The organism is Pseudomonadota bacterium, from assembly GCA_013285445.1.
Lineage (GTDB): Bacteria > Pseudomonadota > Gammaproteobacteria > Xanthomonadales > Wenzhouxiangellaceae > Wenzhouxiangella.
Map to the genome: position 1 here is coordinate 745,532 of CP053448.1, position 22,289 is coordinate 767,820.

Genomic DNA, 22,289 nt, shown 5'->3' on the forward strand with positions numbered 1-22,289 from the left:
ATAACGAGTATCATTGCTAGAGGCAAGCGGTCAGCGATGACTTGTCGTCTCGAATCCCGAGCTGCATCAGCACACTGTTGGCGGCTTCACGACCGTCGTAGATGGCGGTAACCACCAGGTCAGCGCCGCGCACCATATCGCCGCCGGCAAAGATCCTGGGGTGCGCCGTCTGATAGGGGAGCTGCCCGTCCCCGCCGACGAGCAGGCGGCCGTCGGCGCAGGTTTGGACGCCGGCCTCGCGCAGCCACGCCGGCGGGTCGGGCCGAAAGCCGAAGGCGATCACCACCGCGTCGGCCGGAAGTCTGTGCTCGCTGCCCGGCACGGCTTCGGGCCGGCGCCGTCCGTCTGCACCGGCCTTGCCAAGACGGGTTTCGACCAGCCGGACACCCTCCACGGTGTCCTCGCCGAGAATCTCGATCGGCTGCCGGTTGAACAGGAACTCGACGCCTTCCTCCTTGGCGTTGCTGACCTCTCGTCGGCTGCCGGGCATGCTGGCCTCGTCGCGGCGGTAGGCGCAGGTGACCGAATAGGCGCCCTGGCGTATGGCGGTGCGCACACAGTCCATGGCGGTGTCGCCGCCACCGAGCACGACGACCCGCTTGCCTTCGAGACTGACAAAGTCGAACCCGGCCATCGGCTCGCCCAGCACCCGGGTGATATTGCCGATCAGGTAGGGTAGCGACTCGATCACGCCGTCGAGCCGCTCACCGGGAAGATTGCCGGAGACGTACTTGTACGCCCCGAGGCCGACAAAAACCGCGTCATGGTCAGCCAGGAGATCGTCGAGCGTGCGATCGCGACCGATCTCGACGCCGAGATGAAAGCGGATGCCCATGCCCTCCATGATCTCGCGCCGCGTTTCGACGACCTGCTTTTCAAGCTTGAACGGTGGAATGCCGTAGGTCAGCAGACCACCAATGCGCGGGTATCGGTCGAACACGTGGGCATTCACGCCGGTTCGCGCGAGCCGGTCGGCACAGCCCAGCCCGGCCGGTCCGGCGCCGACGATGGCCACGCGCTTGCCGGTCGGCTTGACTTTCGACAGGTCCGGCCGCCAGCCCTGGCGCACCGCTTCGTCGGTGATGTATTTTTCGACCGAACCGATGGTCACGGCACCGAGCCCGTCGTTGAGCGTGCACGCACCCTCGCACAGCCGGTCCTGCGGGCAGATGCGTCCGCACATCTCCGGCAGCGCATTGGTCTGATGGCACAGCTCCGCGGCCTCGAACAGCCGCCCCTGGCGCACCAGCCGGAGCCAGTCGGGAATATAGTTGTGGACCGGGCATTTCCACTCGCAGTAAGGATTGCCGCAATTGATGCAGCGTGCCGACTGGTCGGCCGCGCTGTCGGCGTCGAACTGGCCGTAGATTTCGCTCCAGCCGCGCACCCGAATCGGAATTGATGTCGCCGGGGGATTCCTGCGCGGGCTTTCCAGAAAGTGCAGATGACCGGGTGTCTTCATGCCGCGTTCTTCAGCGAGGCGATCAGTCCTTGGAGTTCGGCGGCCTTCGGCTTGACCAGCCAGAACTTCGGCAGCAGACGACGGAAGTCGTCGAGTACCTGTGCGGCCAGCTCGCTGCCGGTCAGTTCGTGATGGCGCATGATCAGGCCACGCAAGTGATGGACGTGGTTTTCCATGCTGTCGGGCGCGATATGCAGAATGTCGATCAGTTCGTGGTTGTAGCGGTCGACAAACCCGCGATCGGCGTCGAGGACATAGGCGAATCCGCCAGTCATGCCGGCGCCGAAATTGATACCGGTTCGTCCCAGCACGACGACGACTCCGCCGGTCATGTACTCGCAGCAGTGGTCACCGGTGCCCTCGACGACGGCGATCGCGCCGGAGTTGCGAACCGCGAACCGCTCGCCGACGCTGCCGTGGGCGAACAGCTCACCGCCGGTTGCGCCGTACAGGCAGGTGTTGCCGGCAATCGGGGCTTCGGCGGCGCTGTAGCCAATATCCTCGGGTGGGCGCAGCACGATGCGCCCACCGGCCATGCCCTTGCCGACGTAGTCATTGGCGTCTCCGGTCAGCGTCAACTCCAGCCCGGCGGCGTTGAACGCCCCGAAGCTCTGCCCGGCCGTACCCCCGAAGTCGAGCCGTAGCGCCCGATCCCCCGGGGGCTGGTCGCGCCAGCGCCGGGCGATCGCCCCGGACAGGCGGGCGCCGACCGAGCGATCCGAGTTGCGAATGGTATAGCTGAATCGCCCGCCGGTACCGTCGGCCACGGCTTCGGCCGTGTCGCGCTCGATGCGAGCGGCCAGGCGCGCCTGGTCGTGCGGCGGATTGCGATCGACCATGCAGAAGCGCTGCGCGTCGTGCGGGAGGCCGGTATTGTCGAGCAGCCCTGCCAGATCGAGCTGCTGCTGCCGCCCGGTCAACCCGTCGATGCGCTCAAGGAACTCGGTGCGGCCGATGATGGCATCGAGTCGCTGCACACCCAGCCGTGCCAGCAGGGCACGCACGTCTTCGGCCACAAAGCGGAAATAGTTCATCACCATCTCGGGCAGGCCGATGAAATGGTGCCTGCGCAGCGTCTCGTTCTGGGTCGCAACGCCGGTGGCGCAGTTATTGAGGTGACAGATGCGCAGATACTTGCACCCGATTGCGATCATCGGCGCGGTACCGAAGCCGAAACTCTCGGCGCCGAGTATGGCGGCCTTGACCACGTCCAGTCCCGTCTTCAGCCCGCCGTCCGCCTGGATTCGCACCTGACCTCTAAGCTGGTTGGCCATCAGCACCTGGCGCACCTCGGCAACGCCGAGCTCCCACGGTGCGCCGGCATACTTGACCGAGGTCAGCGGGCTGGCCCCGGTGCCGCCGTCGTAGCCGGACACCGTGATCAGATCGGCGTAGGCCTTGACCACGCCCGCAGCAATCGTGCCGATGCCCGGCTCGGCAACCAGCTTGACCGAGACCAGCGCTTCGGGGTTGACCTGCTTGAGATCGAAAATCAGCTGGGCGAGGTCCTCGATCGAGTAGATGTCGTGATGCGGTGGCGGCGAGATCAGCCCCACGCCGGGCCGGGCATGACGCAGTCGCGCGATCAGCGGATTGACCTTGTGACCGGGCAGCTGGCCGCCTTCGCCGGGCTTGGCGCCCTGGGCGATCTTGATCTGGATGACCTCGGCGTTGACCAGGTAGTGCGCCGTGACGCCGAATCGACCCGAGGCAACCTGTTTGATCTTTGAGGATTTCTCTGTGCCGTAGCGGGCCGGATCCTCGCCGCCTTCGCCGGAGTTCGATCGGCCGCCCAGGCGGTTCATCGCCACCGCCAGTGCCTCGTGCGCTTCGGGCGACAATGCGCCCAGGCTCATGCCGGCCGAATCGAAGCGCGGCAGGATGGCCTCGATCGGCTCAACCCGGTCGATCGCAATCGGTGCATGGTCGGAGCACAGCGCCAGCAGGTCGCGCAAGGTGGTCGGTTCGCGCTCGTTGACCAGGCGACTGAATTCGCGCCAGGCCTCGCTGTCGGCGTGCTGTACGGCGCGGTGCAGCGCCGTGACCACGTCCGGGTTCCAGGCGTGATACTCGCCGCCCTCGACATGACGGTACAGGCCGCCGTGCTCGATCGGCACATTCAGATCCCAGGCCCAGCGCGCCAGCATGCGCTGATCGTGCCGCAGATCGGCGAGCGTGGCACCCTGGATGCGGCTGATCGCGCCCGGAAAGCAGCGCTCGACGACCTCGTCGGCCAGGCCGACGATCTCGAACAGCTGGGCGCCGCGGTAGCTGGAAATCGTCGAGATGCCCATTTTGGACATGATCTTGAACAGTCCCTTGCGAATGCCGCGGCGGAAGGCGCGACCGAGCTGCATTGCTTCATCGTGTGGATTGTCGATCTCCCCGGCCGTGGCCATGGCATGCAGGGTCTGATAGACGAGATACGGGTAGACGGCCGTGGCGCCGAAACCGATCAGGCAGGCAAAGTGGTGCGGGTCGCGCGCCGTGCCGGTCTCGACAATCAGGTTGCACAGCGGGCGCTGACCGGTTTCGAGCAGGTGATGGTGTATCGCGCCGGTTGCCAGCAGCGCATGCAGCGGCAGGTGATCGCGTTTGAGATAGCGATCCGAGATCAGCACGATCAGCTTTCCTTCGCGCACGGCCTGCTCGGCCTGACGGCAAAGCCGCGCCAGGGCCTCCGGCCAGGGTTCGTCGACCGGCACATTGAGATCGAGGAATTCCGAAGGCAGCCCGAACTGCGGCGTGTTGATCAGTTGCCTGAGTTTGCGTTGCGACAGAACGGGCGAGTTGAGCACCACGCGGTCGGCCAGCGCCGGAGACGGCGTGAACACGTTGCCCTTGCGACCGATGCCGGTTTCCAGCGACATCACGATATGCTCGCGCAAGCTGTCGATGGGCGGGTTGGTGACCTGCGCAAACTGCTGGCGGAAGTTGTCGTAGAGGGAGCGCAGGCGAGTCGACAGCACTGGCATGGGCGTGTCGTCACCCATCGAGCCGATGGCCTCGGACTGGGTTTCGGCCAGTACCTGGATCACTTCGCGCCGCTCCTCGCGCGACAGGTTGAACATCTTCTGGTAAGTCGCCAGGGTGTCGCTGTCAAAGGGTTCGGCCGCCATATGCGCATCGACCAGCTCGGAGTCGAGGTACTTCACGCCCGCCTTGAGCCAATCCTGCCAGGGGTGCAGTTGCTTGAGCACATCGTCGACCGCACGCGTGTCGAGCAGCCGGTTCCTGTCTAAGTCGGCCACCAGGATCTGGCCCGGGCCGAGCCGGCCACGCGCCGTCACCCGGGCATGGTCGACATCGACGACGCCGGTTTCCGATGCGACGATCAGGCGCCGCTCGTCGGTCAGCGTCCAGCGCGCCGGCCGCAGGCCGTTGCGGTCGAGCGCGCAGACCACGAAGCGGCCGTCATTGAGCACCAGGCCGGCGGGGCCGTCCCAGCCCTCCTGGTGGAAGCTGAAAAACTCGTGGAAGGCACGCAGATCGGCGTCGAGGTTGTCGGCAGTCTGCCAGGCGGGGGGAATGCAGATGCGCACTGCCTGCGGCAGCGGCATGCCGCCGGCGACGAGCAGTTCGAGCATGTTGTCGAGCGAACAGGAGTCCGAGCCGTGCAGGCTGACTGGCGGGTCGAGGTTCTCCAGTTCCGCGAGCACCGGCGAGGCCAGCAGCCTGCGCCGGGCCCGGGTCCAGTTCCGGTTGCCGCGGATGGTGTTGATCTCGCCGTTGTGGGCCAGCAGCCGAAACGGCTGAGCCAGTTCCCAGCGAGGGAGGGTGTTGGTCGAGAAGCGCTGGTGAAACACGGCCGCGGTCGACCGGAGCCGTCCGTCGGCCAGGTCCGGGTAGAGCATTGCCAGAGACTCGGGCATGACCATGCCCTTGTAGGCGATGGTGCGTGCCGACAGGCTGGCGATGTAACAACCCGCCTCGTCCATCGCCTGCTCGCAGCGGCGCCGGGCCACGAACAGCCGACGGTCGAACTCCGCCGGCTCGACCTCGTCTGGTGCGTTGACAAACAGCTGCTCGATGACCGGCAGGGTGGCGCGCGCCGTGGCACCGAGGGCCTGGGGGTCGACCGGCACGCGTCGCCAGCCGGCCACGGGCAAAGCCCGGGCGGCGAGATGCTGCTCGATCAGGTCACGCTGCCGCTGCGCCCGGGCCGTTTCGGTCGACAGAAACACCATGCCGACGCCAAACGTTTCGGCCAGGCACAGCCCGGCCTCACCGGCGACATGGCGCAGAAACGCCTGCGGCAGATTGAGCAGCAGGCCGCAGCCGTCACCAGTCTTGCCGTCGGGCGCTACCGCGCCACGGTGGGTCAGGCGCACCAGCGCCTGGATGGCATCGGCGACGGTGTCGTGATCGGCCTGGCCGTCGAGCCGGGCAATCAGCCCGAAACCGCAGGAATCTTTCTCGAAATCAGGGTGATGCAGCTGTTTCAAGGCGAGGTCGGATCGGTAGGATACGTGAGCGTATGGCCAAGCATACCGCAGCTTGCAGGCGCCGCGGCAAGGATCGGCCCGGCGGGCGGTTGATTGTGGCCGCGCTCACCCCAAATACAACAGACGGTCCTTTCAATCACGAGTGTTGTCCACGATGAGTCTTGAGCCCGCCGTTCGCGAACAGATCGAAACCCAAATCGCCTCTCACAAGGTGGTGCTCTACATGAAGGGCAGCCCGAAGATGCCGCAATGCGGGTTCTCGGCCCGTACAGCCGGCATTCTGGACGAGCTGCTCGACGGCGACTACGCCAGCTTCAACGTGCTCGAGGACGAGTCGATTCGTGAAGGCATCAAGGCCTACGGCAGCTGGCCCACCATTCCTCAGCTCTATGTCGAGGGCGAGCTGGTCGGCGGCTGCGATATCGTCATCGAGATGTACAACAACGGCGAGTTGCACGAGCTGTTCGGTCTGGAAAAGCCCGATCGCACGCCGCCCGACATCGGGATCACCGATGCCGCAGCCGAGAAGATCCGCGAGTTTCTCGATGCCTATCCCGGCAATCACCTGCATTTCGCCGTCGATGCCGGCTGGGAGGCGCAGTTCCAGGTCGGACCGAAGCAGGGTCACGAGATCGAAACCGAGGCCAATGGCATCACCGTGCTGATGGATCTGGCGTCCGCCCAGCGGGCACGCGGGGCGATGATTGACTGGGTCGAGACCCTGGACGGTGAGGGGCTCAAGCTTGACCTGCCGTCTGCGCCGGCGCCGGTCCGATCGATGAAACCGGATGAGCTGCAAACGCGCCTCAATGCCGGAGAGCGACTGCTGGTCATCGATACCCGCAACGAGAGCGATCGCAGGGACCGGCCGCTGGACCTGGCCCGGCCGCTGGATGCTGACCTGATGGCCGAGCTTGGCAGCGCCGACCGCAATCTGCCGCTGGTGTTTGTCTGCAAGGTCGGCGAAACCAGCCAGCAGTATGCCGAGCACTATCGCAAGCAGGGCTACACCCAGGTCTATAACCTCGAAGGCGGGGTCAGGGCGTTGCTGGGCTGACGCCGGGGCGGGTGCCTGGAACTGGCGGCGTTCCGGACGCTCCGGGACAAACGCTTACAGCGCAAACTCCGCTACGACGGGGGCATGGTCGGACGGCCGCTCGTGCTTGCGCGGCTCCTTGTCGACCCAGCTGGTGGTGCAGGCCTGCCTGAGGCCCTCGCTGCACAGGATCAGGTCGATGCGCAGGCCCATGCCGCGGCGGAAGGCGGCGGCGCGATAGTCCCACCAGGAATAGACGCCATCGGGCTGGTCGAACAAGCGGAAGGTGTCGTGCAGCCCGAGTTCCAGCATGGACTGCAGTGCTTCGCGTTCGGACGTCGAGCACAGGATTTTCTCGTGCCAGGCTGCGGGATCGTGCACGTCTCGATCATCCGGGGCGATATTGAAATCACCCATGATTACCAGCCGTTGATGGTGCGAAAGTTCCCCGGTGATCCAGGCGCGCACCGCCGTCAGCCAGCGCAGCTTGTATTCAAATTTGTCGCTGCCGACAGCCTTGCCGTTGACCACGTACAGGTTGATGATGCGTACCCCGTCGACGGTTGCGGCGATAACACGCTTCTGATCGTCGCCAAAGTCCGGAATACCGCGCACGATATCGAGCGGTTCGCTGCGGCTGATCAGTGCAACACCGTTGTAGGTCGGCTGACCACTGAAGATGGCGTGATAACCGACCTCGGAGAAGGCCTCGGCCGGAAAGTTCTCGTCGGTCAGCTTGGTTTCCTGCAGGCCGAGCGCGTCGGGCTGGTGATGAGTCAGCCAGTCCTGCACCTGCGGCAGTCGGACCTTGAGCGAGTTGACGTTCCAGCTTGCGATTTTCATGCGCCGAGTTTACCGGATCGGCATCGTCCAGATGTCGTGCCGGGCCACTTGCGCCAGCTCGCGTAGCAGGTCATCGGCCAGCCCCAGCCGGTGATCGTCGGGGTGCAGCGCGATGCGCAGCGGCCAGCGTCGCGCCAGCAGCCGGTTGATGGCATTGCTCACGCGGATCGCCGGCAGCTGCCAGCGATCCACGGCTTCGAAGCCGACCAGCGCGGCACGATGATATCGGCCGGTGGACAGGTCGATGAAGCCGGTGAGGGTTTCGACCAGTTCAAATCCGGTCGCCCGCAGTGCCGGTCCATCGATCCGGCCGAGTGCCCATGCCGGGGGCACGTAGCGTTCAGGCAGTGGCAGCTTGTTTGTCGCGAACCAGCCGCGACAGCGCCGCATCAGGGCCTGAATCTGCCGGCCAGACAGCGCCAGGTGTTCGGCGCAATCGCGTGATATCAGGCGGCTGTGCAGGCGGTGGCGCAGACCGCGGATTGAGCCGGCGCGATGGGTCCAGCCGTGTCCGGCCAACCTGTGTCCGCGCCGGATCCAGTCGCGCAGGCGGTCAAGATCGCCTGCGCGCCAGGGTTTGCCGGGCACCACCAGCAGGGTTACGGGGTGGGTCGCGTAGCGGTTGATCAATGCCAGCTGTTGGTCAACCCTGTCGAGCGTTTCGGGCATGACATCGTGGATGGACAGGTCAATCACCGCGCGCTACCTGGTCGAGCAGGTCCAGCCACCATTGCTGGCCATCGGCGCGCAAACGAGCGACAGCCCCGGCGCCGGCGGCGGCACGACGACTGCGCTCATGGGCCGGCAGGGCCGCGAGCGCGTCCAGGGCCTCGACCAGGCCGTCGGGACGATCCGGGTCGAAGGCATGCAGCGCTTCCTCGAGCACAGGCCACTGGCCGATGCCGCAGTGGGTCGAGACAATCGCCAGCCGCGCGCTGGCGATGGCCTCAAGCGCCACGGTGCCGAACGACTCGACATCAGACGGCAGGACCAGGGCGTCATGGGCCGCCAGCAGCTCGGGAATGCGCCGGCGTTCGACCCAGCCGAGCGCCTCAAGATTGGGTAGCTGCCGGGCCGCGGCCGCGACCTTGTCTTCGAGCGGCCCGCGACCGGCAATGCTGAACTGCAGGCCGGGACGATGGCGCGCCGCATCAATCAGCCGGTCTATGCGCTTCTCGGCAGCCAGTCGGCCGACGAACAGAAGCCGCTTGAGCGCACCGGTTGCCGGTATCGTGGGACGGTCGAAGTGGCTTGGCAGGAGCGTCGCAGCCACGATGACCCGACGTGCCCCAAGTTCTTCGGCGACTTCAACCATGCCGGGGGAGTGCACCAGCACACGGCTGGCGCGCCGGAACAACCAGCGGTTGACGGCCTTGAGGTAACCGAGTGCCGCGGTTCTCATGAGCCGGTGCCAGTACATGGTGCTGAGCTGCTCGAAGTGGGTATGGAAGCCGTAGAGCAGTGGCACGCCCCGACGTCCTGCCAGGCGCGCACCGAGAATGCCGTAGGGCCCGGGCGTGGCGACGATGACCACTGCAGGGGCCAGCCGATCGAAGGCCAGGCGCACACCGCGCGGTGACGGCAGCGTGATGCGCTGGGTGTGGTCGCCCGGCAGGGCCATGCTGGCCAGCGCCCTGGGACCGCGACCCGGAGTGATCAGCTCGAAGTGCACATGCGCTCCGTGGAGCTGCTCGACCAGGTCACCGTAGTAAGAGCCAACGCCGTTGCGCGCCACGGCGGCATCGCAGCAGATCAACACGCGCAGCGGCTGTTCGGCAGTGCGGCTCATGGCTCCCCGAAATCGAAGCGGGCGTGGATGTCGGCGAAGCGCCCGCTGATCGCGGTCCGGTCCAGACCGGCATCGGCCAGGCGGTGCCGGTGGGGCGATGCGTGTCGACATGATTGCTCGTCGAGCCTGGCCAGGCAGGCGCGAAATGCCGGATCGACCTTCAGGCCGAGCTGTTCCAGCGCATCACTGATGGTGCTCGCCAGCTGGTTGCGGATGCGCTGCGTGGCCAGCAGCACGATGCGGTCAGCCGGCAGGCGATCGGCCTGATCGAGCAGGTGTCGATAGTAGTAATGGAAGGTCTCGGTCATGATTTCGGCGAAGTACTCGGGGCGAGCGTCGCTGGCCAGACTGCGCATGGGACCGGCCAGCGTGCTCAGCTGGGACGACAGGGCGTCGGCCGGTTCGCGCAGGCAGACGATAAAGCGCGCGTCCGGAAAGCGCTCCGACAGGCTCGCCGTCCAGCCGGCAAACGAGGCGTTCTTGGACAGAAAGGCGAGTTCTGGGCCATGGACGTGGAGGTGGCGCTGGATCAGCCGGTGATAATAGTCGAGCTGACGGGTCCGGAAGCGTTCGTCGCGGTCGTCGTCGAGGCGGGTCATGCGCCACAGATCGGGGCTGTCGGGAAACAGCACGATCAGCGCAAAGCAGGTCAGCGTGGGCAGCAGACCGTAGAAATCCTCTTCGGGCTGGTCGAGGCGTACGGGGTGGGTGTCTTCGAATCCGCGCGTCCCGGCGCTGACGGCCCGATCGACCAATCGTCCCAGCGGCCGACCCACCCGACGGTCCAGGCGAGCGACAAGTCGCCACAGCCTGCGCCAGGTTACAGACAGGCCGAAATAGCATTCCCAGGTTGCAAAGGTGGTCACACCGGGCTGGCGGGCGAGTACACCGTGCACAAAGGTGGTGCCGCTGCGCGGGACGCCGAGCACGAACAGTGGCTGGCGCACACAAACGCGTCGATAGCCGCGAAACAGCAGCTCGTCGAGCGCCAGACCCAGCCAGTGGTAAAGCGCGAACAGCCACATCAGCGGCAGCAGCAACAGCACGACCAGGCCGCGTTGCAGGGACCGGCGTGCAATGCCGTTGGCCGGCGGCCACAGCGCACGCGCGGTCAGCCGCAGCAGCCGCCACTGGGATTGAAAGAACAGTCGCCACATGAGTGGTTGCCATTGTCCCACGAGGTGGCTGTAGAATGCCTGTCATCATTCGTGGCTGCCTGTGCCGTGCATTATCGCTCGTTCCTGTTTGCGCACTCAGTGCCGCTCATCGCTGGTATGGTCTGCGGTTTTTCCCTGGCGACCGGCGACGGCGCTGACGTTGACCTGATCGAGACCGATCGGTTGCGACCGCTTGGCCACGGATGGGTCGCCGAGTCGGTGTTGGTCGATGACGCTGCGCCGATCCCGGGCGCCGGCGGGCAACTGCGGGTCGGTCCGGTCTTCGAGTTGTGTATCATGAGGTGCAGGCTCGCTGCCCGAGCAGGCTGATGTGCGGCCGAGGCGGTCTTGATTATTCCTGGCAGACGGTTTACCGCTATCTTGACATTCCGGGTGAACCGCCATCGGGCGGCATGTCGGCCTACAACGTTGCGCCTTCGAGCCGGCGCGGCGGTGAGATTCACTGGACCCGGCTTCCCGTGGTGCTCGATGGCGACAGCGGGCGCGAAATCCGGACGATGATCTGGCCGCTGATCCCGCCCTGGCTGAAAGGCGACCTGCCGAAATTCTCGACCGCCAACTGCCGCTCCGAGCCGGATCAGCCCTTCTCGCAAACGGTGGCGAAGAAACCGAGTTTCCGCAATGCGTGGCGGCGCGCCCGGCGCTGTCTGGTGCCGTTTTCCTGGTTCTACGAGTGGGACCAGCGCACGCAACCCAAGCAGCCCTGGCGGGTCATGCCGGCCAGCGCGCCGCTGCTCATCCTGGCCGGATTGTGGGAGCGTTCGCCGAGCGCCCGCGGCGAGTCGCGCGAGTCATTTACGCTGGTCACCACTGGGCCCAACCGGTTGCTGACGAAGATCGGCCATCATCGTGCCCCGGTCGTGCTAGACGCGGATCAGTGGTCAACCTGGTTATCAGGCGATGAGACTGCGGCCGAATCGGTCGTTCGTCCGCCAGCAGACGGTGCACTGACAGCCGAGCCAGTGACCCGCCGGGTCAACAACCCCGGTTACCAGGGTGACGATCTGAGGCCGGTGTGCCGAGCCTGAGTTTCTGGCCAGTTTCGGTGCAGTCCTGTAGTATTCCCGGAAAACCGTAACCGCGACGTCAGCGTGCAGGCAGCAACAGGCAGGGGCCCGATGCGTGATTGCATCATCTGGGTGCGTCAGTGGCGGACAGGCTGGTCTGTTGCCCTGGCGCTGTTGTTTCTGGCTGCGGGAGCCGCAGCTGTTGACGCTGCCGATGAACGCCCGGATCCGGCCCGGCTGCGCGCCATTCTCGATCAAGCCCGCGAGGTCAGCTACACCAAGAGCTGGCAGGAAGCGCAGGCGATGCTCGACGAGCTCAAGCCGCATGTCGAGACCTTCGATTTGCCTGAGCTGTTCGATTTTCATTTGCTTGAGGCCCGCCACCTGACGCTGGCCGACCGATCAAGGGAGGCGCTTGAGCGGGTTGGTATGCTGCTCGCAAAGCCGCTGGATGCGGGCCGGCGCCTGCGCGCCCTTCAGTTCGGGGCCAATGTCGCTGTCCTGCTGCGCGACTATGAGGTTGCCTTCGACTACCTGCTTGAGGCGCTGTCGATCGAAAGTGACGTCGATGAGCCCACGGCCAGCATCGCCACGTTCAACATGGCCAGCTACATGTTCGGCAAGGTCGGTGAGCACCAGCGGGCGATCGAATACGGCCAACAGGCTATCGAACAAGCCCTGGCCCACGGCGATGCCAACGACGAGTGCATTGCCAGGCAGCGGGTTGCCCCGGTCTACAAGTGGGCCGGGCAGATCGAGCGTGCCGAAGCCGAGTACCGCCAGGCCATTCGCGTATGCAGCGATATCGGTAACAGGCTGTTTGCCGGCGTCGTTGAGCACGGCCTGGCGGACCTGCTGCGACGTGACGGGCGACTCGAGGAAGCGCGCCAGCTGGCGCTCGATGCAATCACGGCGCTCACAGAATCCGTTTTCCCGCTGGGTGAGCACGAGGCGCGCCTGGTGCTGGCCGAAACGCGCTATGACCTCGATCTGCTGGATGAGGACGCAGACAGTGAGCTGGCCGACCTGGCGGCGTACTTCCGCGATGCCGAGTTGTGGGATCAGCTGTCCCGACTGGAGCTGCTGCGCGCCCGGCTGGCTGAGGGTCGGGGGAAGCCCGGTCGCGCCCTGGGCTTCTACAAACAGCACATGGACGTGCGCGAGAGGTTTCTCGATCGCGATCGCGCGATGCAGCTGGCCTACCTCGAGATCGCATTCGACACGCGCCTGAAAGAGCAGCAGATCGATTTGCTCGAGGAAGGCGCTCGCGTCGCCCGGCTCGAGGCCATTAGCGCGCGTCAGCAGCGCCAGTTTCGCACGGTCGTGCTGGTGCTGTCGGCCTTCGTGGCCGTCTTGCTGGGCATTCTGCTGTTCAACGCGGTTCGCAGCCGGCGGCACTTCCAGCACTTGTCGCGCCACGATCAGCTCAGTGGGCTGGCCAACCAGGCCTGGTTTCTCGATCAGGCCGGTCAGCACCTGGCGCGCGCGCGGGCTGAAGGCGGCACGGTTTGCCTGGTGGTTGCCGACATCGATCACTTCAAGGCCATCAACGACCGCTTTGGTCATCTGGTGGGGGACGATGTGCTGGGGCAGACGGCGCGCCGGCTGCGCGAGGCCTTTGGCGATGAGGCGCTGATCGGACGGATCGGTGGCGAGGAGTTTGCCGTGCTGCTTGCGGACGTGTCGACCGAACGCGTGGTCGAGTCCATCCGGCGTTTCCAGCTTGACGACCCGGCAAGACGACGCGCTGGTGACCCGCCGGTGACGCTGAGTTTCGGAGTCGCCCGTTCACAGCCGGGTGACGACCTGACCCGTCTGCGCCAGCGCGCCGACCGGGCCCTCTACCAGGCCAAGCGGGGCGGTCGTGATCGCTACGTGATCAGTCAGGAGGAGACGGCTTCAGCGCCTTAGGCGCGCTCAGGCATCGCTCACAGTATCTTGCTAAGATATTGACCTTTATCAAGGGGAAAGCCGTTGTACCGACTAGCCGACCGAGCGTCCGGCGGATCCTGTGGTGTGGTTCTTGCGGCTGCCCGAAAGGCAGCGGGGTGCTGGGCAGCGCTGGCAATGATCATGCTGACCGGTCTTGCCGGAGCGGTCGAACCGATCGATGTCACCGACCAGGGGGCGCCATTTTTTGATGTCTTCGGACCTCAGGACGGGCTGTCGGAGGAAATCTGGAGCGCAGTTGGCCTGGATGCCGGCGGTTTCATCTGGGCCGGATCGGCTTCGGGGTTGGCGCGTTTTGATGGTTACCGCTGGCAGACCCGGGAGGTGCCAGGCGCTTCCAGCCTGGTTCGCGACCTGCTGCTCGACGATGACGGTGTGCTGTGGGCGCTGTTTGAAAGCGACGGACTGGCGCGCTACGACGGCCAGCGCTGGACGCTTGAGCAGCACTTCCCCGCCATGCGCCATTTGTTTGCCCTGGAGCGTTCCGATGGCGGGTGGGACTTATGGTTGAGTTATGGCCACGGGCTGGCGCGCCTCGAAAACGGACGCTGGATGCCGGATGCCGGCAACGGACCGGACACGCGTGACGTCATCGCGACGGTGCGTACCGAGCAGCTGCTGGGTCGGCCGCTGCAGTGGCTGGCGCGCTACAACGGTGGCGGACTCTGGCATCGTGATGTTCTGGACAATGACCGCTACGGCCCGTGGCAGCGCGCGGCGCTGCCAATTGTCCAGGACATGGCGCTCAACAGTCTGGCAGTCTCGCACGACCTCGGGCGCGAGGAGCTCTGGATCATCAGCTACTCCACCGGGCTGGCCCGTCTCGATGAGTCCGGGCTCACGCTCTGGCGCGCTTTTGATGCCTGCCCCGATCTGTCCGGAGCCACGGCCGCGAGCCGCTATGACTGCAAACCGGCAACGCTGCCGACCGAGGCCATCTACCGGGCCGTGGCGACGGTCAATGGCGACGGCAGGCGGCGCCTGTGGCTGGCGACCCGGGCCGGTCTGGTGCATATTCGCGGCGATGAGATCGGAGTCTATGACCGCAGTCACGGGCTGCCCGCCAGTGCGGTGCGTGGGCTGATGACCCATCGGGTCAATGGTCTGCCCGTTCTGTGGATGGCAACCGAGGCGGGTCTGGCCCGGGCAACGCTGGCCGACCCACCCTGGCGAACGGTGAGTTTGCTTGGATCACGTGACAACGGCATATTCGGGGTCCTGATCGAGCCGGATGGCAAAGGGTCCGAAAGGCTTTGGGCTGGTTCATCCCAGCGTGGTCTGGCGCTGCTCGAGTCGGGAGGCTGGCGGCGTTTCCAGCGTGGCGATGGCGGTATGCCCGACAACAATGTGCGTGCCCTGTGGCGGGTGACGGGCCCGGACGATACCAGCTGGCGGCTGGTCAGCTTTACCGATCACGGACTGTATCGGCTTCACGACGACCTGAGCTTCGAGGCGCTGCTGCAGCCTGCCGCCGATGCAGGTGCCCCGGGTTACGTCGACGCCGTGCTGTCGCGACAGCACGACCGGGAGCACGAACTTTGGGTCGGCAGTTTTGGCAACGGCGTATATCGTCTGCGTGACGGGCGGTGGACCCGCTTTGCCGAGCCCGGTGGTCAGTCGATATGGCGCGTCAATCATCTGCTCGAGCAGATCGATATCCGCGGCCGGTCATGGCTGTGGGCCTTCTCACACGAGGGTCTGGCCCGGTTCGACGGGATGAGCTGGGAGGCGGTTGAAGTCACCGGCAAGGCGTGGCCGGGCGACAGTGTCCTCCTGCACGCCAGCCTGCAGACCCTGCCGTCGGGACAGCAGCTGTGGATCGGCACGGTCGGCAACGGCGTTATCCGGGTGGACGTGACCGACCCGGCCAGGCCGGTGGCGATGAGCGATCAGCGCGTGCCGCTGGCGCCCGACCCGATTGTCTACAGCGTGCTGGCCGACAGTCGCGGAGTGATCTATGTGTGCACCAACAACGGCGTGCAGCGATTGACGCCGCAGACTGACGGCTCCTACAGCCAGCGCGTCTACCGGCGCAGCGACGGCCTGGTGCACGATGAATGTAATTCCAACAGCCAGCTTGTGGATCGCCGTGATCGCTACTGGGCCGGTACGCTGGGCGGACTGAGTCTGTTCGACCCCGGCGAGCGTCGCCGCCAGACGATCCTGCTGCCCAAGCCGCTGCATTTTACGGAACTGGTCGTCGATGGCCGGTCCGTGCAGCTTCCGGCCGGCCCCGAGATCCGCCTGCCGCCGGGCACGCGCGAGCTGCGCCTGGAGTATGCGCTTTTGGCCGGCCTGCGCGAGCGCGAGTCGCTGTATCGTTCGCACCTGGAGGGATTTGAGCAGCAGCCGACGGACTGGACGCCAATCAACACTCGTTCCTTCTCCGGTCTTGCGCCCGGCCGCTACCGGTTCGAGGTCGAAGCCATGGATGCCAACGCGACGCCGGCGGAGCCACAGCGGCTGACGCTTGTTCTCGAGCCGCACTGGTGGCAGCGCCGCTCGGTGCAGCTGATGCTTGGCGGAGCGCTGGTGCTGGCCGTGGTCGGTGGTGTGAGGGGCTACAACGCCGGTTTGCGGCGTCGTCAGCGCCAGCTCAGGATCGAAGTGGCGGCACGTACACAGCAGCTCCAACAGGCCAATCTTCGCCTGACCGAGCTGTCGTTTCAGGATCCACTGACCGGTCTGGCCAATCGGCGGCGGCTGATCGGCACCCTGTCCGATGAACTGGACCGCGCCCGGCAGCAGGACAAGGCACTCGGGCTGGTCATGATCGATGTCGATCATTTCAAGCGCTACAACGATCGCCAGGGACACGTGGCCGGCGATGTGGCACTGCGCGCCATCGCCACAGCCCTGGAAGATGCCACCCGGCCCAGGGATCTGGTCGGCCGGCTTGGCGGCGAGGAGTTCGCCTGCCTGGTGGTCGATGCCGATAGCGAGGTGGTGAAGTCAATCGCCGAGCGAATGCGCCGTCAGGTGGCTGAACTGACACCGCGTGATCTGGGAAACGAGCGCGATCGGCTGACCATCAGCGCCGGTGTGCTGGTGCGCGTGCCCCGGCCGGGTGAGGCGGCCAACAACATGCTGTCGGACTGTGACCGGGCGCTGTACCGGGCCAAGCATGAAGGGCGCAATCGCGTCTGCGTGTTCGGGCCGGTCGACGCCGTGGTCTCGGCGCATGAAAGCGAATCCCGTGGGCTCTGAATGCGGTATCAGCCTTCGTCGCTGTCCCAGCCGTAGTCGAAGGTGATTTCCTCGTCCCGGGAAATGGTGCGGATGGCGTAGAGCTCGTCGCCCCACCAGTCGGCGTTGGGTGACCTGGAGTGGTTAAGAAAGCGCATTTCGTTGTCGCCGTCGATACCCTCCCAGCATTCGGCATCATCGTTCCACAGCCACAGCACGTGCATGCCGTCGGTGCGGGTCGGTCGACCGCTATAGGTGCCGATGTACTCATCGCGCTGAATCCGCCGCCGGGCGAACAGGCCGCGGCCGTGGATGGTCGACGGTGCAACGTAGACCCGGGCGTTGTTGTCGAAGCGTTTTTTCATGCGCTTTCAGCCGGCAGCAGCCGGCCGCTGTCGGGGTCGTGGTGAACAATCGGACGATCGTCGAGATGCGGCAGGCCGCGTGTGATGAGGTCCTGAAGCGTGCTTTCGGCAGACCGGGGTTCGAGCGGATAGAGATGCATCAGTCGTCCGTCCTCGACCACGCTCCAGGCCACCAGGCCAAGATCAGGATGGCGCTGCGCGGTCACGCCATCCGGGCCATGGGCGGGACCGACCGATTCGATCAGCAGGTTGTGGCGGACATCGAGCACGACCGGATCGGCCGTGTGCACCTGCCAGCCGATCGCGTGCGTGTCGAGCACTGCGGTCAGGGTACGAAAGGCGCGCAACCACACAACGTAGTCGTCCAGCGGCTGCTGCGACTGGTCGAACGTCTCAAAGTCAAGGTCAACGATGGCTTTGTCGGGTTGCCATCGCGCCCGGAGTCCGGCAGGCAGTTCAGCGTTGGCAGCACGATCTGGTTCGATCAGCAGCCGTTCGATCAGTGCCCAGAAGGGACTCAGGCCGACGGCGTCGTACTGTACGTGCTGCAGCGCGACCAGGTCAGACAGGGTCAGCAGCTGACCGTGCACCGAATGCAGGCCGATGGCCTCGCTGAGCAGTGCGCGGGCCGGTGGGCCGATGCTGGCGCTCTCGAACAGCGCATGCTCGAGCGCTTTCTCGATGCCGGCGCCGGCAGCCTTCGGGCAGACCAGCACCATCGGCAGTGCGACGAACTGCCCGACGGGAGCGCTGTCGGGGGGCTGCAGATCGGCATGGGGCATGCGATCGTTGTGGCTGCCGATGGCCATGATGCGCGGCTCGAAACCCTGTTCACGCACGGCTGTCATGGCCAGTGCTTCGAGACTGGACCAGACCGGGAATTTCGGGCGCAGCAGTTCGCCGGGTTCGAACACGCTGCCGGCGACGGCGAGCATGCCATCGGCGACATCGGCAACCGCGCGCTGCAAGTCGCTGCCCAGCTCGCCGGCGAGCTTCTCGGTGTGAGTGCGCGTCAACGTTCGAGGCCCGGCCCGGCCGACCTCGAGTTCCAGTGCCGCCAGCAGGCGGATATGATGCAGCGACTGACTCATGCGTTTTCGGGAATCAGGTGTCGTGAACGATCTTCTGTGGACGACGCAGCGCTACGACGAGTTGACGCTCGATCGTCTCTACGCCATTCTGGCTGCGCGTGCGGCCGTGTTTGTGGTCGAACAGGCGTGTGCCTACCAGGATCTGGACGGTCTCGATCGGGACAGCCTGCACGTTGCGGCCTGGGCGCCGGCCCGCACGATCATGGCCTACGCGCGCATTACGCCCCCTGGAACACGCTTTGGAGAACCCTCGATCGGCCGCGTCCTGACGACGGCCGCTGTCCGTCGCGAGGGACTTGGCCGGGTGCTCATGCAGCGCTGTCTGGCAGAAGCGGCTTGTCGCTACCCCGGTCAGTCGATCCGCATTTCCGCCCAGCAGTATCTGGAGCACTTCTATCGTCAGCTGGGTTTTCGAACGGTTCGTGGCCCCTATTCCGAGGACGGCATCCCACATCTGGAAATGCTTTGCGACCGCGATTCAGAACAGCGACAGCGGTGATTTCCTGCTGCCACCGCCACCGCCGCTGCCCCGCCGTCGCCGCCGACGCATGCGCGACAGCAGTGCCTGTTCGCGAGACTTCAGAAAATCCCCCCGGTTGAGATCTTCCGGGGCCATGCCGCGCCGCTGTGCTTCGGCCGAACGGTACTTGACGAAGTCCTGGTAGGCATCGATTTCCGGCTTGAGTTCGCGGCACATCAGCTCGATCATGATGGCGTCGTCGAGAAAGCCCAGGCCCGGTACGTTGTCGGGGATCAGGTCTTCGGGGTTGTTGAAGTAAGCCAGTGCGGCCAGCACGCGCTTGCGCCCCACCTCCTGCATACCCCAGCCTTCGTCCTCAAGCATGTCGATCAGCACCCGGAGCTGGTCGAGGCGTCCGCGAATGAAGTCGCTGACCGTGTCGCTGTCCTCGGCTTGCCGCAGCAGCTTGCGGGCGCCTTTGACGATGACTTCCGGCGGACGTTCGCGGGTGTTCGCCATCGCCTTGCGAGCCATGTCACGGAAGCGTTCAAGGTCCTTTTCGGTGAAATCCAGCGTAATTCGCAGGCTCATTGGTCTCGTCCTTGGATTGATGGATCAGGGGATGCAGGTCATCGGCATAGCCTAGAACGCTACCGTCGGGCCGTCAATGCGGGTCGCGTCATGCGGCAGTGACGAAAAGCGCTATGCAGCACAGCAGACCGCCCAGCCAGACAATCGAGCGCCACAGGTGGACATCGGCCAGATAGCAGACGCCGTAGGCCACGCGAAACGCCACGAAGGCGATGGCCCATGCATCGACGGTTGTCGGGTCTGCGCCGGCAATATGGGCAATCACGACTGCGACCGCAAACAGCGGGAATGCTTCAAGCGTGTTCTGCTGCGCCCACCAGGCCCGCTGGCGGTAGCCGTCCAGGCTTCGGTACCATTCGCGCGGACGGCGGTTGTTGAAGCTGCGGTCGCCGAATTTGGCGATCCCGGCAAACGCCAGCGGCATCAGGCCGGCGATCAGTACACACCAGAAGGCAATCGTCATTGACAGGCTCCCGAATCGGCTCAGTCGGCAGTCTACACTAGCGGTAGTTGTCGGGCTGGCCCGGTACCGGGTGCAGCCAGCCCTGATTCTCGATGATCTGCTGCTGGCCGCTGCGGTCAGTCAGCGTCAGGATCATACGCCAGGCGGCAGCGCTGCCCTGCCCGGTGATCGCGTCGAGCTGGGCGAGGCCAGCGCGGTCGGCGCTTGCGTGCACGCGCAGCAAGTCACGCCCGCGTGCGGCTATTTCCATTGTGGTGGCCTGCCGGGCCCTGGCCAGCAGGGTGTCGGACAGGAACAGCTCGATTGTGGCTTCGCTCAGTTTGATGGGCTGATCGTTCATGTTGCGCAAACCCACCTCGACGGTCAGCGTGTTGCCGGACCGCTGGATACCGTCAATGGTGGCCTGGGGCGGTTCGCCGGTGATCCGCCCCGGGAGTGTTCCGCAGGCCGCGGTCAGCAATAGCAAAAGCAGTCCCGGCGTCGCGTATCGGGTCAAGTGAAACGTCTTCGTGTCAGCTGCGCGCATCATACCAGCCGGCTGAGCGCGAGCATTCGTGTTCGGGGATCAAGTGCCGCCTGGAGATCGTCGGCGAGACGATTGAAGGCCATGATCAGGCCGAACAGTGCCAGCGAGGCCGCGATGAAATTCATGTACTGCCCGGCCAGGATATCCTGGCCGGCTTCCGCGATCATCAGGCCCCAGCTGACTGTGTCGTGCAGGCCGATACCCAGGAAGCTGAGGATGACTTCGGTCTTGATGGCGGCCACGAAGGTCAGCGTGGCCTGGACCAGGATGATGTGCGCGCTGTTGGGCAGGATGTGGCGCAGGATGACGCGCCACGGCTTCAGTCCGCTCACGCGCGCCGCGGCGATGAAATCAAGCTGCCGGATATGCTGGGTCTCGGCTCGAACCAGGCGCGCGGTGGTCGTCCAGAAGGTGGCGATCATGGCCAGATGCATGGCAGCGGCATGCCCCTGCAGGGCGAACGCGACCGCCGCAACGAACAGATAGAACGGTATCGCGTCGAGGGTGCCCTTGCACCACTGGATGATTTCGTCGATCCAGGTCTGGCTGAAATAGCCGGCAATGCCGCCGGCCACTGCGCCGAAAGCGGTTGCGCCCAGGGCCACGCTCAGGCCGACTTCGAAGGCGGTAGCGGCTCCGGCCAGGGCGCGCGACAGCACGTCCTGGCCGAGACGATTGGTGCCGAGCCAGTGCTGTACTGACGGCGCTTCCCACATGCCGCCGCTGATCATCATGGCGTCGCCGCCCCATAAGCCCAGCCAGACCCCGGCGGCTGCGACCAGGTAGGCGAGAACGATCCAGGCAGCGCCGGCAATCCGGGCGGTCCGGGCAGGGACTGGCCGGGCGGTGAGCGTGGTCATCTTGGTGCCAGCCTCGGATCGATCAGCCGGCTCAGTCCGTCGACCAGCGTCAGGGCCAGAACGAACAGGACGCTGGCCAGGCCGAGCACGGCCATCAGGACCGGCTGGTCGCCGGACAGAATGGCGTTATAGGTGATCCGGCCGATACCCGGGATGCCAAAATGGCTCTCGATCAGCAGGCTGCCGGAAACGATCAGCAGGGGCACGGCGTACACCACGCGGGTGACGATGGGCAGCAACGCGGCGCGCAGGACATAGTGCGCCATGATCTGGCGGGCTCCGAAACCCAGCGCACGGGCAGTACGCACCGGCGCGGCAGACAGCGCCTCGACCATCACGGCGCGGAAGAATCGAACGTTGTAGCCGAGGTTGGCCAGTACCATGGCCAGCGTGGGCAGGCTGACGTGATGCAGGTAGCTCAGTGGTCCGTTGACCTCCCAGCCGTAGACGGGAAACCAGCCCAACCCGACCCCGAGGACGGCCTGGCAGGCCAGAATGATGATGACAAACGACAGGCTCATCCCGAACGAAGACAGGTGGGTGATGGCCCGGTCGAGGCGACTGTAGCGATGCCACGCGGCGGTCATGGCCAGCAACAGGGCAAGGCCAAGGCCCAGCACGAAACCGGGTGTCAGCAGCATCAGCGAAACCGGCAAGGTGCGCCACAGGAGGTTTCGTACCGGCTCGCCGCTGGCCTCGGAATGGCCCAGATCCAGGGTGAGCAGACGCGCCAGGTAGCTGACGTAGCGCTGCACGAAGGGCCGATCCTGGCCGAGCTGTTGCTGCAGCTGCTCGATCTCTGCCGGCGACGGGTTGCGCCCGAGGAGGGTGTAGACCGGATCAGGGCCGAAATACACGGTCAGCGTAAAGCTGAGCAGCGTCACGCCGAGCAGGAGTGGAACGGCCCCGGCCAGCCGAACGGCAAGGTAGCCGGTCAGCCGTCGCGGTGCCATCAACGCCGGTTCCGATGCACGACCGACTCACCGACGGTCTGCGCATGAGCCCGCGGGGTGTGTTGAGCCGGTTCCTCCGGCTGC

General features: G+C 65.5%; 18 protein-coding genes. 5 read left to right on the plus strand and 13 right to left on the minus strand.

Annotation, left to right across the window (positions count from 1 at the left end):
- Positions 1-16: 16 nt before the first annotated feature.
- On the minus strand, positions 17-1,462 hold the full coding sequence (locus HND55_03500) for an FAD-dependent oxidoreductase (protein ID QKK01803.1): 1,446 nt from the start codon (positions 1,460-1,462) through the stop codon (positions 17-19).
- Positions 1,459-5,907: a glutamate synthase large subunit gene (gene gltB / locus HND55_03505; GenBank protein QKK01804.1), complete on the minus strand. Its 4,449-nt coding sequence runs from the start codon at positions 5,905-5,907 to the stop codon at positions 1,459-1,461. The genes HND55_03500 and gltB overlap by 4 nt, the downstream gene beginning before the upstream one ends.
- Before the next feature lie 154 nt (positions 5,908-6,061).
- Here gltB and grxD point away from each other — a divergent pair, with 154 nt between their 5' ends.
- A complete protein-coding gene (gene grxD, locus HND55_03510; GenBank protein ID QKK01805.1) occupies positions 6,062-6,964 on the plus strand; it encodes a Grx4 family monothiol glutaredoxin in 903 nt (300 codons plus the stop codon).
- Positions 6,965-7,018: 54 nt separating this feature from the next.
- Here the strand turns inward: grxD and xth are convergent, their stop codons facing one another.
- From xth to HND55_03530, 4 genes are read right to left on the minus strand one after another with little or no spacing between them, the layout of a single operon-like run.
- A complete protein-coding gene (xth, locus tag HND55_03515) occupies positions 7,019-7,786 on the minus strand; it encodes an exodeoxyribonuclease III (protein ID QKK01806.1) in 768 nt (255 codons plus the stop codon).
- Positions 7,787-7,795: 9 nt separating this feature from the next.
- Positions 7,796-8,455 carry a DUF2334 domain-containing protein gene (locus HND55_03520; GenBank protein ID QKK03972.1) on the minus strand — a complete coding sequence of 220 codons (660 nt, stop codon included), beginning with the start codon at positions 8,453-8,455 and terminating at the stop codon, positions 7,796-7,798.
- A 19-nt stretch (positions 8,456-8,474) separates the two neighbouring features.
- Positions 8,475-9,575, minus strand: a complete 1,101-nt coding sequence (locus tag HND55_03525) for a glycosyltransferase (protein QKK01807.1) — start codon at positions 9,573-9,575, stop codon at positions 8,475-8,477.
- Positions 9,572-10,732, minus strand: a complete 1,161-nt coding sequence (locus HND55_03530; GenBank protein QKK01808.1) for a sulfotransferase — start codon at positions 10,730-10,732, stop codon at positions 9,572-9,574. Before HND55_03530 ends, HND55_03525 begins: the two co-directional genes overlap by 4 nt.
- A 329-nt stretch (positions 10,733-11,061) precedes the next feature.
- On the opposite strand from HND55_03530, the gene HND55_03535 reads away from it, so the two are divergent.
- From HND55_03535 to HND55_03545, 3 genes are all read left to right on the plus strand, one after another.
- Positions 11,062-11,781: an SOS response-associated peptidase gene (locus HND55_03535; GenBank protein ID QKK01809.1), complete on the plus strand. Its 720-nt coding sequence runs from the start codon at positions 11,062-11,064 to the stop codon at positions 11,779-11,781.
- A 90-nt stretch (positions 11,782-11,871) separates the two neighbouring features.
- Positions 11,872-13,671: a diguanylate cyclase gene (locus tag HND55_03540; GenBank protein ID QKK01810.1), complete on the plus strand. Its 1,800-nt coding sequence runs from the start codon at positions 11,872-11,874 to the stop codon at positions 13,669-13,671.
- Between the two features lie 156 nt (positions 13,672-13,827).
- Entirely contained in the window at positions 13,828-16,917 is a 3,090-nt protein-coding gene (locus tag HND55_03545; protein ID QKK01811.1) for a diguanylate cyclase, read from the plus strand.
- Between the two features lie 8 nt (positions 16,918-16,925).
- Here HND55_03545 and HND55_03550 read toward each other — a convergent pair whose 3' ends face one another.
- Together HND55_03550 and HND55_03555 are read right to left on the minus strand one after the other, a co-directional pair.
- A complete protein-coding gene (locus HND55_03550) occupies positions 16,926-17,261 on the minus strand; it encodes an SET domain-containing protein (protein ID QKK01812.1) in 336 nt (111 codons plus the stop codon).
- Complete coding sequence (locus tag HND55_03555) at positions 17,258-18,352, minus strand: hypothetical protein (protein QKK01813.1); 1,095 nt, start codon at positions 18,350-18,352, stop codon at positions 17,258-17,260. The genes HND55_03550 and HND55_03555 overlap by 4 nt, the downstream gene beginning before the upstream one ends.
- Between HND55_03555 and HND55_03560 the strand changes: the two genes are divergently transcribed.
- Positions 18,351-18,851, plus strand: coding sequence for a GNAT family N-acetyltransferase (locus HND55_03560; protein ID QKK01814.1), 501 nt, complete (start codon positions 18,351-18,353; stop codon positions 18,849-18,851). The genes HND55_03555 and HND55_03560 overlap by 2 nt on opposite strands.
- Here the strand turns inward: HND55_03560 and HND55_03565 are convergent.
- The 5 genes from HND55_03565 to HND55_03585 all read right to left on the minus strand — a co-directional run bounded on the left by HND55_03565 (position 18,831) and on the right by HND55_03585 (position 22,205).
- Positions 18,831-19,403: a DUF1232 domain-containing protein gene (locus HND55_03565; GenBank protein ID QKK01815.1), complete on the minus strand. Its 573-nt coding sequence runs from the start codon at positions 19,401-19,403 to the stop codon at positions 18,831-18,833. The two genes, HND55_03560 and HND55_03565, sit on opposite strands and share 21 nt — an antisense overlap.
- 88 nt (positions 19,404-19,491) lie before the next feature.
- Positions 19,492-19,866, minus strand: a complete 375-nt coding sequence (locus HND55_03570) for a hypothetical protein (GenBank protein ID QKK01816.1) — start codon at positions 19,864-19,866, stop codon at positions 19,492-19,494.
- A gap of 37 nt (positions 19,867-19,903) precedes the next feature.
- A complete protein-coding gene (locus tag HND55_03575) occupies positions 19,904-20,362 on the minus strand; it encodes a hypothetical protein (protein QKK01817.1) in 459 nt (152 codons plus the stop codon).
- 29 nt (positions 20,363-20,391) lie between these two features.
- Positions 20,392-21,252: an ABC transporter permease gene (locus tag HND55_03580; protein QKK01818.1), complete on the minus strand. Its 861-nt coding sequence runs from the start codon at positions 21,250-21,252 to the stop codon at positions 20,392-20,394.
- Positions 21,249-22,205 carry an ABC transporter permease gene (locus HND55_03585; GenBank protein QKK01819.1) on the minus strand — a complete coding sequence of 319 codons (957 nt, stop codon included), beginning with the start codon at positions 22,203-22,205 and terminating at the stop codon, positions 21,249-21,251. The genes HND55_03580 and HND55_03585 overlap by 4 nt, the downstream gene beginning before the upstream one ends.
- Between the last annotated feature and the right edge of the window lie 84 nt (positions 22,206-22,289).